Below are 16,410 nucleotides of genomic sequence, written 5' to 3'. Positions count from 1 at the left end.
CTCCTCTGTTATCACTCATTCATTTATTTCAGTTGAAAATCCTGGCCTAGGGAGATCATTTGTCGACTTAGGACTGGTTTCCGTTTTTGGGGTATTAAAAATCCCTACTTTCCCTAACGCATCGCTTAAAGCATGAGGGTCTTTAATACTAATAGAAGGTTGAGCAAGCGCATCGGACTCAGGTAATGGAATAGATGATTCTGCATTTAGAGGTGGGTACGTTTTCGATATTCCATCTTTAGTTGCCGTTTTAGTTTGCAAAATTACATTGCTTAGTTGGATGGTATCTGCAAACTTTATAGCGCCTTCGACATATTCCACATTCGCAGACTCTAAAATTAACTTAACCCCTTTTCCTGAGAAAAAGTCATTTAAGGTCCCGTCAAACAAAAAGGGGGCTAACTCTTCTTTTTTGTGAGTACATAAATTTAAATCGCCCCTATAGGTTACTGTATCAAAATCTTCACTCTGTTTAATAATTTTTAATAATCCCAGGAGTTTATTTTTTACATCGTTATTATCGTATTCTTCAGGAAGAGATTCTTCTAGTTTTTTTAAGTCTCCCGACTTTAAGCCATCCTTTTTAATTAAAGCAAAACCATTAACCATGGACTGGACTTTTTCATGATAACTTGAGATGACCAGTTCCTTTTTGGGAGTAACTGCGTAAGAGATAAAAATTTTAGGGGACATATCATAACCTCCCTTATTTATCAGAAATAAGGATTCATTGTATTATTTATAATATAGACCATTTGTTCTATTTTAGATCAGTTGCGGTCTACTCGAGCAGGAAGCTGAGATTTCTGCAAGAGCATTGGTATAATATGCAATAAAAAAATCTTTGGCCTGGGAGGGTAATTCAAACCCCTTAGAATTACTGCATTTAAGGCCTGCACCTATACTTGCATTTTGAATGCTGTATTTGCTTTCGTTTAAAATTAATTCTGCATAATCCAAAGCATCTAAAACATGCTTATATTCAATTTGAGCTTCTTCCATTTTAGAATTATTTAGTAACCACAAGCAGTAATGAGATATTGCCTCCGCCAAAACCATATAACCATAACTGCCGTAATAGGGAAGCATCCGTTTGCTATTGGAGATTAGTTGTTGATAAAGAGTGTAGGATTCTTCAGTACTAGCTTGTTGTAATTTATGGTAAATGTATTCATTATAACGCTGAATTGCATGAACAGAACCGTATCGAATGGCAATTTTGAGCGATTCAACTTCGGAAAATCCAAAATCGTTCTTCATATTTTTTCTTATTTCTTGTGAGTAATGAAAAAAATAAGCACCTCGTACTAAATTAAACTGATTTAATTGGGGTTGGGAAAAAAACATCACCAAGGGTAAATTTTTTTGCTGTGCTAAAGCCACACCATAGGCGCACCATATTTTTCCCCAGTATTCAACTAATTCTTGATCCTTGCAAAATTCTTCGATGGAAGGGACGTGATAGGTAAGGCGGGCAATGGTTTCAATCTTCTGATTTTTAATTAGCGCAAGTTTTTGTTCACGATTTGCTTGATTAAACATATAGAGAAACACTCTATCTTGTATTGTTAATTTTAATGACATATTTAATGTCTTAAAATCAAAAAACCCATACATATTTAGTACCTGCTTTCATAGTTTTGTGAAGTTGACATAAAGTGACATTCACATGTTCTGGTTTGTTTCCTAACTGGACTCAGGGCTATAATACCATAAATGTGTATTGAATATCTTCATCTGGAAGCAGATTTGGTTTGGGAGATGAGGTCAAGGGAGTATCAAGGCCGCTAAAAATGCGGGGCTCGGAGCATTCTGCTCCGAGTTAATAACACTACTATTTTGCGGCAATTTCTTTCCACCAATTGGTTTTGGTCTCAGTGACCCAATGTCCTGCACGCATACGAGCAACAAATTCCTCAGCTTTTTCAGGAGTGGATGATTTTTGATCCAATTTAATGCACCAATCCCATTCGCCTGTTGTAGACCACATTTTTTCTACGCCATCCCATTTAGCCATAGCATTCATATCAGACATTGCTTTGTTACTTTTTACAAAAATTACACTATTCCATGCATTCATTATTACTATCCTTATAAAATTGTTTGTATACTTGAGTATGAAACTCAAGATTAAGAATATAATAATTCTCGAATTCTTTCCATTTATCCCAACATTTTTTATTGCTTGATTTTTATAGTAATTTTTCAAATATTAGCCACTGAAACAATGCGCTATAGCCTGGATGCGGGGAAAGGAGAATCTTGGTGTCTTTTGTCAAAGAAAAATTACTCGGGTTCTGCTTCGAGGTACCTCATTGCAAAAGGAGCAATTAACTTTACTGGATCATCAATTATACAATTGGGTTTTTTGCTATCCATACGCTTTTTTTGTTATCATCCAGCTTAAAATTCAATATTGATTAAAAAAATGTCTTATAAAAAATTCGATATCCTTTCGTGTGCCATTGAACACGATCAAGCTGCTGTTGCTGAGCAATGGGCAAAAACTTTCATTTATAATCCTAAGAATGATATTGCCGTTAATATGACGCAGTTATTACTATCCTGTTTAGCATCGGGTGATTTCAAAGTACGCCCTTATTTATCTAAAACATCGAAATTACAAGCTCCCTCGGATCAATTAACTATTGCTGATTATTTATCGCATGCCAGTCGTATTATTCTTGACTATAAAGGATTAACCGGAGCAAATAGGGAAGAATTATTAAATTATTTCCCTCCTGATGGAAAAAATGTTTTTTCCCGCTCAGCCACACATAATGTGCGTCGCGGTATGGGTGGTGAAATTGTCGAAGGAAAGGGTTTTTTGCTGGGTTTAATGGGACAATTACCCGGTCTTATCAAAACTCCCCAGGATTTTGGTATTAATATCGCTATGGGTGGCGAGGGGCAAGATAATTTTTATGGAAAAAAAATATCAGCTAATGGTTTCAGTGGTCATTTTTATTTTCACCGCAATGACACAGATTGTTTGCTCATGCTTGGTCTTGAACAAACAGCACCTGCCGCTTCCCCGTTAGAATTTTTAATGGGGGCAAAAAAGTATGCTAATAATGTACAACAAGACCATGATCAATTCGGTCAAGGACATTCATTAAAGGGCGCTTCAGATACGTATACTGCTGCTGGGTCTTTATATTTTAGTGATCCAGTATATCAAGCCAAACTTGTAAGCGAAAAAGGTGTTTTCCCACCGGATAAATACGGCGCAATGCAAGTTACGATTAACGATGAGAATTGGCCATCTGTCAAAAAAACTTTAGAGCAACTCCGGCTTCTGGCTGACGAAGATCATAAAAAAGATTTATTAGCGTTTCTGCTCTCCAAACCAAAAACTGCTGTAGCGACTGAAAATAATCCCTTAAGTTACATTACACTTGATTTTGATACTTATTTGAAACGTATTTATCAGGTGTTCATTATTGAGGGGCAAATGGATTTTGAGAGTCAATCTGCTCTCTCAAACCTACAGGCCAATTTGTTAATAACGATTAAAAAATTACAACAAGGTGATGTGGATAGTTATAAACCGTTGAAACATCAGATTGCAGAAATTAAGCAATTAAAAAATATTCCACTTCCGTACCAGAAAGCTATTGATCGCATTCAAAAGTTATTTAAATTGCAGCTTGGGATTGATCCGAAATTGAACCAAACACATCAGGAACTGTTGCTAAAAAATCAATACGATGATTTACAGGAAGAAAGCAAAGTTATCTTGGAAAAGCTATTGATTATGCAAAAGCATTTTAAGAAACAGCCCATTACCAAAGAGCAAGAAGCACTGGAATTTTTTCTTCAACAGATTGAGATCCAAATAAATGCCCTGCAAAATCCCTTCCCATCATCCTTAGAAGAGATATCTGATTTAAGTACAAGCTGGGTGTTATGCGATGAGCCAGTTTCTATCAGTATAGAGTCTATTGATAAGCTGAGAAAAATTACAGACCGGGCAAAAGAATTTACTCAACCTATCACTTTAACAACCAGCGATGAAATTTCATTTCCTCAACTGATATCCGGAATACAAAAAAATCTCTTACCCCTTGCTCAAATCAATCTAATTGATTACTCGAAATTAGATTTAAACGATCTGGCGAAACAATTTAATTTATATGTAGACTATTTAGCTGAAAACGCAGAGGCTCTTAATCATTGGGAACACAATTTTTCTCAAACAACAAATATTCTTGCTAATTACTCGAATAAAAAGACCGAGCTTAATGAGGGACATGCTTTTTTGCCCCAGTATCGTGAGAGTACCATCCTAAGACGTTTATATGCTTTAAATAGTACCGATCTTTGTTCTTTGCCGTTTAAACCGTACGAACATCCTGCTGCAGAATGTAGAATCCATCAACCTCATACTTACTGGAGCAAAATAAGTAACTTACTATCTGCGGGTACTGAGGTAGTTTTAATACTCCGAGATTTAAAAAAGCAACAAATAGCTAAAACCTCATGGGAGGAGATGAATGCTACAGTCACTTTATTTCAAGAAGCTGTTGAACGATTTAAAAAAGCAAATGAAGAATTAACAAAGCACTCCAGTAACATTCAGGAGCTTCCGGTCGAGGTTTTTGAAAGTCCATTTTTCTATCCTATTAGTGATGAGGAGCTGCACCAAATGAATGGTGTGCAACTTGTTACTCTATGTTTGGAAGAGTTAAATGCAGAAATGCCGAGTGCTTTGGTTCGACGAGTCACGAATAATCAAGAATTGTGGCTACGTATGGATAAAGCATTTCAAATTGAAGAGGTGGGTTTTAAAAAGCGTAAAGATAATATTGAACAGAAAATCATTAAATTACGTACGATTTACCATTTTGGAGAACAGGTTCGTCAGTTTAAAGAACATGTGGATCTAATTGACAAAGAGAGGTTTTTTACAGAGCTGCAAAAGTTAGCGCATGAAACTTCCTTTATTTTTGAGGCTCATAAAGCTGTTGAACAGGCTCAGTGTGAACTTGTAAATTTACGCGAATTCCTAACGCTTCTGCACGATTTTGCAAAAGAAGAAGACCCCAATGCAGCGCTTAAAGTATTAGAACAAAAATATCAAAGGCTTCCGGAAAAAGAGCAAAAACATTACGCGCCTCAATTGCAAGACTCCACAGCGCTTGCTTTTAAGACGTACCTTGAAAAAATCAATTCAGCCCAAAAGATTACAGAGAAAAGAAGAAACTTTGTATTCTTAAAGCAATTAATTGAAAAATTACCACCCGACCCGTTTCAAGATGAATATAAAATAAAACAAACAGAGGATAGTTTGTATCAATTATATTTTGAGCTAAGGAAAGCAACTTCTGTAGATGCTAAAAAACGTATATTTGACAATCCATCATTTTCCATAATCATAGAAAATTTTGAGCAATTAGATCCTGAATTGACTGCTGAATGTGCCAAAAAAATTCATAAGAAATTAGTACGGACCAAATACATATATGAACAGCTACTTGAGGTCAAAGTTATTTCACCTGAATCTCCAACACAACTGGTAGATCCGCTTCTATACCGGCTTGAACCAATCCTTAATGGCATTAAAGAGCCGCTCCAAATTCAATTAATGAAGGCACTTTTACAAGATAAACTTCTTAAGCAAGTAATTCTAAGGCAAAAATCATATGAAAAATTCACTCCAGTTTTGCTTCAGGATCTATTAACTCTAAAAGAGTTCCGAGATCAAAAAATTGCTCTTAGTAAAGAGAAGAAATATGAAAGCGAATACGAACAATCAATTGATCAATTTTATAGAAAGGCCTTGGATATCCGATTGTCAGACCTTCCCCTAAAAAAGCAAGCTGAGAATATAATTAATGCCGCCCACTCTGAATTTAAACATCGCCACGATGGACGCCGTCTAATAGCTGATATCGCGATGATTGTGAGTGTCACTTTTTTTGGCTTAGGGATTTTTATAGGACTCGGGCGTTTAGCTGCAGGAAAAACCTTATTTTTCAGTAGTTTCCTTAACCAGGTAGAAACGGATAGAGAGGTAGATTTAAAAGATCATTGGCTTACTAAGCAATTACCGGAAGAAGGAAGCGAAGCTCGCTTATTGACCGCTCCTGCTGCGTAAGAAGCGGTCAACGACAGCTTTATAAATAGCAATTAAGTGCAAGAGCACCAGTTACGAATTTAGCTGCATGAGGTCCAGTTACAGAAAACCAAACTCCACCAATAAGACCGAGATTGGAGGTAAAATTATACTCAATAGCAGGAGCGAGTGACACTTGTTCATTCGCTTTTCCTCCAATACCTGCCACAGTCCCCCCCGGCGTGAATCCGGGATTACCTTCAAAATTACTGCTGGGGTTGTGGACAAACAAAACTTCAAAAACCGGAACCCAATTTTGGGTTAGCGTATACTCAAAGGCTAAGTCAGCAGAATAACTATTATCCAGTTTTACCCTCCCTTCGGTGGTAGCGCTACCACCAAAAACATTCACTCCTTGCACTTCGACATCAGAAAATTTTGCTCCGACCAAGCTCAAACGCGTACGTAAATAATGGTCATTTTTCAACTGAAACAATCTTTGAAAATTAAAACCAAGATAGGTTTGATAGGATCCTAAACCGGTTTGATCAGTACCCAATCTTTTAGGGTCTAAATTGTCAAAGCGTCCTGTAGGAAAAACCTCTTGTACTACTATGCGAAGATCGGGAAGCCAAGAACCTTCTTGTTGTCGCAAAGCTTGAAATCCCAGTGCCAAGCTGTAATCTCCAACACCATCTCCATGCTGTCCATTATCCCAACTGTAATCCCATGGTATCGATGTTTGTAAATCTACAAAACTAAAAACTCCCACGCTGAGAATAGGAACAACTTCAAAGTTTCTGAACCCTTGTGGATAGCCGCTATAAAATGCATAGGGTTCAAAATTTAGATGGCCTCTGGGGATTGTTTTTCCAGCCGGAGCAAGTAATGGTCCTGTAAACCATGGACTTGCCATTGCAGCATTAACAAAAAAAATAAATAAAAAAAGGAGTCTTAAGCGCATGGTAAACTTGTTCTTAGTATTAGTAGGCGTTGATAGAATTTAAAACTTTTTTCGTATTAATGGAATCTATTTTTACGTGCTTCTCCAACTTTTTGTGAAAAAGTATGCTCGCCGCGGATTAATCTTCAAATATTTTCCAAAATCTTATTGTGAGTCTAATGCTTAGTGCAGAAAATGACGAGTAAGAGGAAGAAGTAGTACATTTATGAGCCCTACTAAAATCATCACTAAGCCAGCAATCGCTCCCTCGGGAGGCCCTATTTTATGAGCTTGTGCAGCACCTGCTGCGTGTGCTCCAGCACCGAAAAGAGACCCACGAGCTAGGGTTGAATGAAATGAAAAACGTTTGAGAAGGAGCTCACCAATAACCGCTCCCGATATCCCTGTAATAATCACAAATATCGCTGTTAATTCTGGGCTGCCGCCTATGCTATGTGATGCTTCAAGCGCGAAGGGCGTGCTGAGAGAACGAGGCAATAGGCTTAAGCTTATATTTTTATCAAGTCCTACCAACTTAGCTAATCCCCAGCTTGTTAATACTGAGGTAAAACTTCCGACACATACCCCAATTAAAAGTACAAGCCAATGTTGACGTATAAGGGCACGTTTCTCATAAATAGGAATGGCGAAGGCAACAGTCATCGGTCCAATTAATTGGACTATCCATCGGGTGCCCCGAAAATAGTCTTGATAGTTTTGATGGAGCAAAAGAATAATGCCTGCAATAATTGCAGGTGTTAGTATCAGGGGCATTAACCACCAAAATGACCAGCGTATATATAATTTTTTGGCTATAAAATACATGCCAATGGTTATAAAGGACCAGAAGATGGTTTGCGCTATGGGTTCAGAGCGAATGTGACTTAACACGGTTAGTCCTCCAATGATAACAATAATCCACAACAGTCCCAGTAACTAACATGACACATAAAGTACTTAGCAAAATAACAAAGAGAATTTTAAGGCCCAAAAGACCAATAAACTCGTGATGCTCAAGTATCGCAAGTATTGCTGGAATAAAAAAAAGCAGCATATCTGCAAGGATTAATTCCGCTCCATGTTTTATGAGATTGAGGGTTAAACGTTTTGTAGCTAAAAGCAGTAAAACCATCCCCAAACCAAAAATTCCTCCTGAAAAGGGAAGCTTTAAAAAGTGAACTATCAGTTCGCTTGATAACCAGAAAAGACATACTAATCCAACTTGAAGTATTGCATTGTGCTGAATTTTAGATGTTATATATTTTTTCATTTTGATTATTCCAATTTCAATTAAGTTTACACTTTTTTATATTATGAATAAAATGAATTTATAGACTAATAATGATTCTAAAATGGAATAATTATGGAATTAAAACTTCTCCGTGCTTTTATTGAGGTTGTTCGGCAAGGTGGTTTTTCTAAGGCAGCAGAAACTCTTTTTGCGACTCAGTCTACCGTGAGTAAAGCAATAAAACAGCTTGAGGAAGAACTAGGTATTCCTCTGGTTGAGCGATTTAAAAAGCGTAGTGTTCCTACCGCTGCGGGTGAAATTGTTTATCGTCGAGGTATTAAATTGCTTGCAGAGTGCGATGATCTTCTAAAAGAACTTGATGAACTTCGTGGTTTGAAGCAAGGAAAATTACGTCTTGGTATTGCTCCAGTGGGTAGCAGTACTCTATTTGCGCCTCTTTTTGCACGTTATAATCAACGTTATCCTGGTATTGAAGTAGAACTGATCGAACATGGAAGTGTAAAGCTTGCCGAATGTTTACGAGCAGGAGAAATCGATTTTGCAGGAACATTATTAACAACTTCCGATGAGTTCGATAGTCAATTAATCCGTAGTGAGCCCTTAGTTGCTCTTTTGGCGTCGAGCCATCCTTTGGCAAGTCGGCATGCAATTGGTTTATCCGAGCTTAAAGATACGCCGTTTATCTTATTTGGTAGTGGTTTTGCCTTACATCGAATCATACTGAATGCAAGCCATAAGGCGGGTTTCGAGCCTAAAGTAGTTTCCCAAAGCAGTCAGATTGATTTTATGTTGGAGCTGGTTGCTGCAGGTCTTGGTGTGGCGTTTTTACCAAGAATGATCGCTCTTGAAAAGTCAAATCCCCAAGTTTCCTATCCATTACTGAAAGGAGATGAGTTTCAATGGAATATGGCAATGACCTGGAGACGTGGTGCGTATCTTTCTGAGGCAGCAAAAGCATGGTTAGCTCTAGTACGCGAAGTATATGTTGATACGTAATCTTTATCCAATGTGACAACCTAAAGGCAGCTTTCTCCAAATTCCTTTCGAAATAATTCACATTGGTCAGGCTGACCTGAGGTAATGGCATTCTGAGGTTTGTAATATTCGGCAGGTGAGAAGCTATCCATTCAATTTAATACTTTACTAAGTTGTGGGATATTCCCGCCTGCGCGGGAATGACCACTGAGAATGACCAACCTCTTTGGTAGTTTATTACGGAGTATAAGCGTGGGTCAGTTCTGCTAAAGATTGATCGAGTGTTTCAAGTATGAAGTTGACCTGCTCTCGGTTAATTGTTAAAGGGGGTGCAATTCGGAAAACATTACCAAACTGTCCTCCTTTTCCAACTAAGAGTCCTTTATCCTTGCAAAGATCCATTAATTGAAATGCTTCATCAGATGCAGGTACTTTTGTTTGAGGATCTTTAACTAATTCAATTCCCAACATTAATCCCCGACCACGAACATCGCCAATGAGAGGATACTTCTTTTGTAACTGACAAAAACCATCTTTTAATAAATCTCCCATGGCACGTGCATTTTCAATGAGTTGTTCTTCTTTAATAATTTCCAAAGTGAGCTTGGTTTGGATCATTTGTAGTGGGTCACCTCCAAACGTATTAAAATATGTTTTGCCAGTCATTGTTTCCGCGACGTCACTTTTCATAAGCACAGCGCCAACGGGAGCGCCATTACCTAAGCCTTTAGCCATAGTCACCATATCTGCATCGATATCTAAAGTTTTGGTGAGAAAGAGATCACCGCCACCACGACCGGCCCCGGTCTGAACTTCATCACTGATGTATTTGCCACCGTAATTATGCACAATACGGGCAACTTCACTAAAATATTCATCTGGAGGTGTAATAAAGCCACCAACACCCATCACGGGTTCAAGAATAAAAGCTGCGATTTTTCCATGCGTTGAATTCTGAATGGTTGTTTCAACATTTTTTGCGCAGGATAGATCACAACTATCTGGTTTTTGTTTAAAAGGACAGCGGTAACAGTAGGGTTCAACTGCAGAGGTTACGCCTGTAACAGGCTGCGCTTTAAATCGCCATATTGAATGGCCACAAGAGGCAAGTGCAGCAGAGGTTCCACCATGATAAGAATGACGCACATTCACGACCATTGTTTCTCCCGTCGCATGGCGTGCTGCCATGATGGCCAATTCATTGGCTTCTGAACCGGAATTAGTAAAAGATACTCTGTCCATACCATAAGGTGCTTCTTCAAGCAAACGTTCGGCAGCTTCAATAGGTGCCTGATTTAAATAAAGAAGACTTGTGTGTTGAATGGTATCATTTTCAAGTGCTTCAATGAGTGCTTTTTTAATTTTAGGATGATTATGTCCGGCTGAGATACAAACAATTCCACCAATAGCATCTAGATAACGTTTTCCTTCTGAGTCCCATACATACGTGTCTTGTGCTTTGACGAGCTGGATTGGCTCTTTGTGGTAAAATCCTGCGGTAGGCAAAAAATGTTTTTTTCTGAAATTGGTTAATTCTTCGTTTGAGCGTAACTGTACTGAATCATTATTTTCATTCATGAGGGTTGCTTCCTTTTATGTTTATAAAGACTTGAACTTGTAAATAAAGAGCTTTTACAGAGCCTTTTTACCTCAAATTCTTGTGGCATTATTTTGAGATTTACATCTTTTCCCTGGTTTTTTTGAACACTATATTCTTCGAAATTCATATCTTTATCCTTCTCCTGTGTGTATTTCCGCTTTAAAATTTCATATCAATGGACTCGACTTCATCTAAAAATGGAGCAGGGTCCCAAATATTTAATGTGTATAAGACTTCTATTAGTTTGTAGAGTTTAATATTATTTGGCTAGATGCATAGATGCCATATTTTTTGGAGAATTAAAAGGGTTCTTTCAATTTAATTTTGATAATTGAATAAGTAAGTAACTTACTAAAAATATTGGATAACTTTTAAATTTAAGTCCAGAAAAATCATACAACTAGCACTTTATTTACAGTCACAAAATGCTAGATTGACCATTATTCTGCAGCTGCTTTGAGTGTGGCTATATTCAGTTTTTTCATGTTCAATAAAGCCTTCATCACTTTTCCTGATGTAGCTGTATTTTTCATTAATTGATCTAAAACAGTCGGAACGATTTGCCAGGAAATACCGAACTTATCTTTGAGCCAACCGCAAGGTCCTTCCTCTCCACCGCTAGAAAGATGTTCCCAAAAGTAATCAATTTCTTCCTGAGTATCACAATTGATTATAAATGAGATGGCCTCATTGAATTTAAATTGAGGACCACCATTAAGAGCCATATATTGTTGACCATTGATCTTAAAAATTACGGTCATAACACTGCCGATAGGTCTCTGGTGTATTTTAAAACCTTCTTCTCCGTAATAAGAAGTTTGTTCAATACTCCCATTTTTAAAAACAGAAATATAAAAATTAGCCGCTTCTTCAGCTTGACCATCAAACCATAGACAAGGTGTTATTTTTTGCATTAGCTTATATCCTTATGAACTAATAAATAAAATAGTATAGTAATTTACGAAATCATGACAAGGGTACACTCGAATAAAATGATTTAAGAGTTTTTGTATCTTACCTAACTTTTGAATTATTAGCAGGACGTAATACCTCATTGGCAGTGAAAACCTCATTTTTTGTATCAAAAAAAGTATGCTTGAAGAACGAAAGTATCGTGTTTGATGTTGTTTTTGTTGTCGAGAGCCGCTCAGGTGATCTATCTGGATCGAATTGATGATGGGTTCTTGAACTATAAAAGGCTATTGCATCCAGTGCTGTTTGGTTATCGTGATTTTCTGCGATCTCATAAGCGGTTTCTCCCTTCTGGTTCGTGAGCGTGAGATCGGCGCCAGCGTCTAAAAGCAATTTAAATAATGCATGATTTTTTTTGGTATAAGCTGATTTACAGGCCAGCATTAAAGGGGTCATTTCTTTGGAGTTCTTGATATTAACGTTAATGTCGCCATTGCGAAGCAATAATTGCACCACACTTTCATTTCCATACGTACAGGCAACGCAAAGGGCCGAGGCACCATCATTGTCACAAGGACTATTTATATCTATCTTGGGAATACCCATCAGTTGATGCATCATGTGAGGACGATTGCAGGCTGCAGCATAAAAGAATGCATGTTCTAATTCGGATTGGCTGATTACAGGCGATTTATTATGTAATTTCAGTATCTTCCAGACTGTATGGCGATCGTCATTTTGAACCCCGATGGCTAATGGACCATAGCCACGACAATTACTGATTTTGGTGTCCTCAAAATTGACTGGATACAATGCATCGAGAGATTGTATTTGTTGGGTTAAATTTCGTTGGCCGGTTTTTGCAATGAAAGAGCAGTGAAATACTAATTGTTTACTAGTCTCAAAAAGGGACTGATATAGGGTTGGGGAAAGTTCTTCGCTCGTTAAAAGTTGATAAGGATACTCTTCGCTTTGTTCATATAAGTGATTGATATCCATGAATAACCATACATTATTTTTGTACTTTTTAAAACCTACTGTGTGCTCTTCACTGCTACATACCACTACGACATTATTTTTAATAAAAAGGATTTCACTGAGTTTTTGTAAAAATTTATTGAGGTCTGTAGGACATGTAAAACTCATTGTTTTACCAAATAAGTTTTTAACCGTACTTTGAGATCTACACAGATGAAGCTGGATCATTTTGTAGATGGTATCAATATTCGATTGCTGGAGTGCTTGAGAATAGAATTCGTAATAATTATCAGGAGACTGAGCCAGACATATGGCTTCCAGAAAAGGCCTTATTTCAATCCGTTTTTGTTCTTTTTTAGATAAAGTTTGGCTTGATTTTATTTTTTCTGTTATAGCGTATAAGCTATTGGGTAAAGTTTGTTTTTCTCGTTTGATTAGATTAAGACGGCTATAAAATTGATAATCTAGTCCTAATGCTGCTTCTTGAGCCCAGGTTAAAGTAAAACCATGACACACCCCATCATCGTGTTGATAATTAAATTTATCAAACAGAGTTAACAAATCTTCATGCTCTAAAGCATTATCGTTGGAGGCCTCAGAGGATAAAGCGGGGATTATTCGATTAGATGCAATAAAATGCTTTTGCATTACAATTAGTAGAAAGATTAGGAGAAGCACGAAGAGGGCGTATATCATTTTACTAATTAGTTAATTCCTTTACCAAATCAAATCACAATCTGTAAATGAAAGCAACTGTATAAAAAATATAAAATATGGACAAAATGAAACATAGATCTACACTTAATGTATCTAAAGTCTCCTATTTTAAATAGCAGAATAATGATGGGATTAGTTTCTCTCTATATAAGAATAATTCCAAATAAGCATAGAAGTCACGGAGGATATATGAGAATTTGGCAATCACGTGGAGTGGGAATTTTACTGTTGCTTTTCTTGGGTCAGGCCAATGCGCAAACCATCGTCACGCCGCTCACTCCTACTAACAATATCACTAATTATCTGCAATTAGTGGCAGCGGTTGAGAGTGGGAATGATGTCCGAGCAATTATTCATTTTGATAACTGTGAAGTAAAAGGTCCGGAACTTCAGACACAAATAAGAAAACAATTAGAGGGTGCCACGACTCGATTTAATTTTACTCAGTTTTTTCATGGGAAAGAGAATGTTAATGATCATTTAATGGATGCTGTAACTACGTCTATGAAAATTTTTATAGAGAGTTCTTCGGGAGAGTTTTTAACGCTTTCTGGCCGCTTAAGTATTTTTGAGGATAATACTGCAACACTACATGTGGATTTCTTCGATCCCATTCGCCATAAACAAAAATTAGTTGTCGATTGGTTTTGCGCTATAAGTAATGGCGAAGACAATAATGGCTTGGTGTTATTTAATTTTTCTTAGCACACGCAAAGTCTAAGGTCATATTCTGATGTCCTGCGGCTTATCCCTATTTTTTTTAAAAAACTTTTCTATGTTAATCAATCCTTAAGCTTAATTGTTTTACACTGATGAAAAGGCAAGAGGAGATTAACATGTCAAACAAAAAACTCACTGAACGTTTGAACTATGAGCTTGATGAACTAGGTGTTCCAGCCTTAATGACAGAGCGGGTTCAAGTATGTACTAAATTGTTTGAATTACCTAAATATAAAATAGAAGCGCTGTTATATGGAGTTGTTGCTCTAGATACTCCTTCTATGCATAAAATTGCCGATGAGCTTGAGGTAAGTTTTGATTGGCTGTTCGGTCAAGCAAAGGAAAAAACACGACACTGATTAATGAAATCCCGTATACAAACATATACGGGATTTCATTTCACCTTTCTCCAACATCTTGTCAGACAGTTCTGGTTTGACCGCTATGTTTTGTTATACTAATCTGTAATTAACTAAGGTATTCAAGGTATACCATGACATGGAGTCGTTTCTTTAGTAGAGCACTTTACCCGCTCAATGAATCATTCAGAACTAAATTTATTTTGATTATTTTGATTGGGCTTATGTTATCCTATGCTACTACAGTCAGGGCTTTGAATGTAGAACTGAGAGAAACAAGTCCAGTATCACCTGCACTATTACATCAAGACGAAGCGCTGTATATTCTAATTCATTATCAAAGTGAACAGCCGTTACGTTTCCAGGCTATGGGAATATATAACGGACAGGAAATAAAGGCCAATATCCGTATGAATCCGTCACCAGCCTATCCTGCAGGTGAAGATCAAGCTATTGCCTGGGTGTCTTATTACAAAGAAACCCAGATCGATTCCGTAAAGGTCTCGGTTTATGATGCAAATTGGCAGCTGTTAAAAACCCAATCCATACCACTTTCAGCAACCTGGCAAAAGGATAATAATAGTTTATCGAATCCAAAGGCTTCATGGGTAAACGAGCTGAATCGGCAGCAGCAAGCCAGAGTGAAACCTAAACAATCCCTTTCAACTTGGGATATTTTATTCGTACAACTACTCTGTTTTTCGATACCCATATACTGGATTTTGCAGCTCAGATTGTTATGGAAATGGACTGGTAGATGGCGAAGATTTGCTTGCATTCCTTTGTTCATTAGTCTGCCTTTACTTGTTTATACAGTTTTTGCATTATTTTTAGGCTCCAATCTGTGGCCTTTGTTGATGATTTTTATCACACCTTTTACTTTATTAATGCTCTTAATCATTATGGGTTTTAAAGGAATGAGCTCAAATAGATGATCCCGGCTCCTATTTTCTCATTCCAGAAATTGCTCTAAATTATCAGTTTCCGATCAGATAGGTTAATTTAGCGACCCTAACAGCTAGGAAAGCGGTACTGCCCATTTACCTTAACTTCTAGGTAAAACCCACCATTGTATAAAAGTACCTAGATTTTAAAATGAATCATCCTGGGGGCATCTTCTTTTGCATGTGCTTAAAACATAGTTTTCATTAAAATTTTTTCCAACAAAAGACACTGCTTTGAACTCACAGCATTAAGGAATATCACAAGGTCAGAAAAAATAAAGAACTGTAAAATGGTTTAATGAACGCAAGGTCTTGGATTTATTCAATGCGAAGAACAGGAGTATTTTTTACATTTAGCTCCATTCAAGAAACTGTTTTTAAGACACTTCGACGAGACGCGGTAGTCTTTAAACAAGGAGAGGACAGAAGGGGCTTTTAGCGGATGAAGTATAAGTTGTTTAGTTTTATTTGTCCTACCCTATATTCGTTGGCCGCTGTAGAAAAAACGTTGTAAGATTAGATAAGTTAATGAAACCCACATAGAAATTCCGCGGGCCAGAGGTCTGCGGAACTTCTTGTTCAATCCACATTCCTTTTATTTGATGTTATTAAACAGAACAGTGGCTCATATGACCCGTCGGTCTACGCCTCCATTTCTTCGGGCAAATCTGCATCCACTTTTGTTGAAAATTCGTTTTTTATTGCATATTTTTTCAAAAGATAAACCACGATTCCATCAATTTGATTTTCTTTTTCTTCAACCGTTTCTATGTTTTTATTATCCATAATGACTCCATTCTTTAGGTTACTTCGATGCATTAATAGAGATACAGCCAACTAAGCTATTATGAAACATTGTATTATACTGGTATATCAGTAAGTCTGTTTGATTTTCAATAAAAAACGATTTAAAAATCATTCTATCGTTTTTATTTTTTGGAATAAAGTATTA

Annotated in this window: 15 protein-coding genes; 5 read left to right on the top strand and 10 right to left on the bottom strand. The window is 37.1% G+C overall.

The window, feature by feature from the left end; genetic code table 11:
• Nucleotides 1-15: 15 nt before the first annotated feature.
• The 3 genes from ACWTE2_RS10480 to ACWTE2_RS10470 all read right to left on the bottom strand — a co-directional run bounded on the left by ACWTE2_RS10480 (nt 16) and on the right by ACWTE2_RS10470 (nt 2,080).
• Nucleotides 16-693: a hypothetical protein gene (locus ACWTE2_RS10480; protein WP_454785319.1), complete on the bottom strand. Its 678-nt coding sequence runs from the start codon at nt 691-693 to the stop codon at nt 16-18.
• Nucleotides 694-765: 72 nt separating this feature from the next.
• Nucleotides 766-1,584 (bottom strand): DUF5630 domain-containing protein, encoded by an 819-nt coding sequence (locus ACWTE2_RS10475; RefSeq protein WP_483099548.1) that lies wholly within the window; start codon nt 1,582-1,584, stop codon nt 766-768.
• Between the two features lie 250 nt (nt 1,585-1,834).
• On the bottom strand, nt 1,835-2,080 hold the full coding sequence (locus ACWTE2_RS10470) for a hypothetical protein (protein ID WP_454785317.1): 246 nt from the start codon (nt 2,078-2,080) through the stop codon (nt 1,835-1,837).
• A gap of 348 nt (nt 2,081-2,428) precedes the next feature.
• On the opposite strand from ACWTE2_RS10470, the gene ACWTE2_RS10465 reads away from it, so the two are divergent.
• The gene (locus tag ACWTE2_RS10465; RefSeq protein ID WP_454785316.1) at nt 2,429-6,100 is read left to right on the top strand and encodes a LepB GTPase-activating domain-containing protein; all 3,672 of its coding nucleotides are present in this window, start codon (nt 2,429-2,431) and stop codon (nt 6,098-6,100) included.
• 19 nt (nt 6,101-6,119) lie between these two features.
• Here the strand turns inward: ACWTE2_RS10465 and ACWTE2_RS10460 are convergent, their stop codons facing one another.
• The 3 genes from ACWTE2_RS10460 to ACWTE2_RS10450 all read right to left on the bottom strand — a co-directional run bounded on the left by ACWTE2_RS10460 (nt 6,120) and on the right by ACWTE2_RS10450 (nt 8,271).
• Entirely contained in the window at nt 6,120-7,022 is a 903-nt protein-coding gene (locus tag ACWTE2_RS10460; protein ID WP_454785315.1) for a hypothetical protein, read from the bottom strand.
• A gap of 162 nt (nt 7,023-7,184) precedes the next feature.
• Nucleotides 7,185-7,892, bottom strand: coding sequence for an LrgB family protein (locus ACWTE2_RS10455; RefSeq protein ID WP_454785314.1), 708 nt, complete (start codon nt 7,890-7,892; stop codon nt 7,185-7,187).
• Complete coding sequence (locus ACWTE2_RS10450; RefSeq protein ID WP_182392796.1) at nt 7,870-8,271, bottom strand: CidA/LrgA family protein; 402 nt, start codon at nt 8,269-8,271, stop codon at nt 7,870-7,872. Before ACWTE2_RS10450 ends, ACWTE2_RS10455 begins: the two co-directional genes overlap by 23 nt.
• A gap of 93 nt (nt 8,272-8,364) precedes the next feature.
• Between ACWTE2_RS10450 and ACWTE2_RS10445 the strand changes: the two genes are divergently transcribed.
• Nucleotides 8,365-9,249, top strand: a complete 885-nt coding sequence (locus ACWTE2_RS10445; protein ID WP_454785313.1) for a LysR family transcriptional regulator — start codon at nt 8,365-8,367, stop codon at nt 9,247-9,249.
• Between the two features lie 216 nt (nt 9,250-9,465).
• On the opposite strand, the gene ACWTE2_RS10440 is transcribed toward ACWTE2_RS10445, so the two are convergent.
• The 3 genes from ACWTE2_RS10440 to ankG all read right to left on the bottom strand — a co-directional run bounded on the left by ACWTE2_RS10440 (nt 9,466) and on the right by ankG (nt 13,414).
• Entirely contained in the window at nt 9,466-10,806 is a 1,341-nt protein-coding gene (locus ACWTE2_RS10440) for an aspartate aminotransferase family protein (protein ID WP_454785312.1), read from the bottom strand.
• Between the two features lie 462 nt (nt 10,807-11,268).
• Nucleotides 11,269-11,742, bottom strand: coding sequence for a VOC family protein (locus tag ACWTE2_RS10435; RefSeq protein WP_454785311.1), 474 nt, complete (start codon nt 11,740-11,742; stop codon nt 11,269-11,271).
• A 100-nt stretch (nt 11,743-11,842) separates the two neighbouring features.
• Nucleotides 11,843-13,414 (bottom strand): Dot/Icm T4SS effector AnkG/AnkZ/LegA7, encoded by a 1,572-nt coding sequence (ankG, locus tag ACWTE2_RS10430; RefSeq protein ID WP_454785310.1) that lies wholly within the window; start codon nt 13,412-13,414, stop codon nt 11,843-11,845.
• Between the two features lie 210 nt (nt 13,415-13,624).
• Here ankG and ACWTE2_RS10425 point away from each other — a divergent pair, with 210 nt between their 5' ends.
• From ACWTE2_RS10425 to ACWTE2_RS10415, 3 genes are all read left to right on the top strand, one after another.
• Nucleotides 13,625-14,140 (top strand): hypothetical protein, encoded by a 516-nt coding sequence (locus tag ACWTE2_RS10425; protein WP_454785309.1) that lies wholly within the window; start codon nt 13,625-13,627, stop codon nt 14,138-14,140.
• Nucleotides 14,141-14,271: 131 nt separating this feature from the next.
• Nucleotides 14,272-14,514 carry a hypothetical protein gene (locus ACWTE2_RS10420; RefSeq protein ID WP_454785308.1) on the top strand — a complete coding sequence of 81 codons (243 nt, stop codon included), beginning with the start codon at nt 14,272-14,274 and terminating at the stop codon, nt 14,512-14,514.
• 134 nt (nt 14,515-14,648) lie between these two features.
• The gene (locus ACWTE2_RS10415; RefSeq protein ID WP_454785307.1) at nt 14,649-15,449 is read left to right on the top strand and encodes a hypothetical protein; all 801 of its coding nucleotides are present in this window, start codon (nt 14,649-14,651) and stop codon (nt 15,447-15,449) included.
• 651 nt (nt 15,450-16,100) lie between these two features.
• Here the strand turns inward: ACWTE2_RS10415 and ACWTE2_RS10410 are convergent.
• Complete coding sequence (locus ACWTE2_RS10410) at nt 16,101-16,244, bottom strand: hypothetical protein (RefSeq protein ID WP_454785306.1); 144 nt, start codon at nt 16,242-16,244, stop codon at nt 16,101-16,103.
• Between the last annotated feature and the right edge of the window lie 166 nt (nt 16,245-16,410).

Source organism: Legionella nigrisilvae, assembly GCF_977063395.2.
Note: the sequence above shows the minus strand (reverse complement) of the source record. Positions and strands in the feature narration are given on the sequence as shown.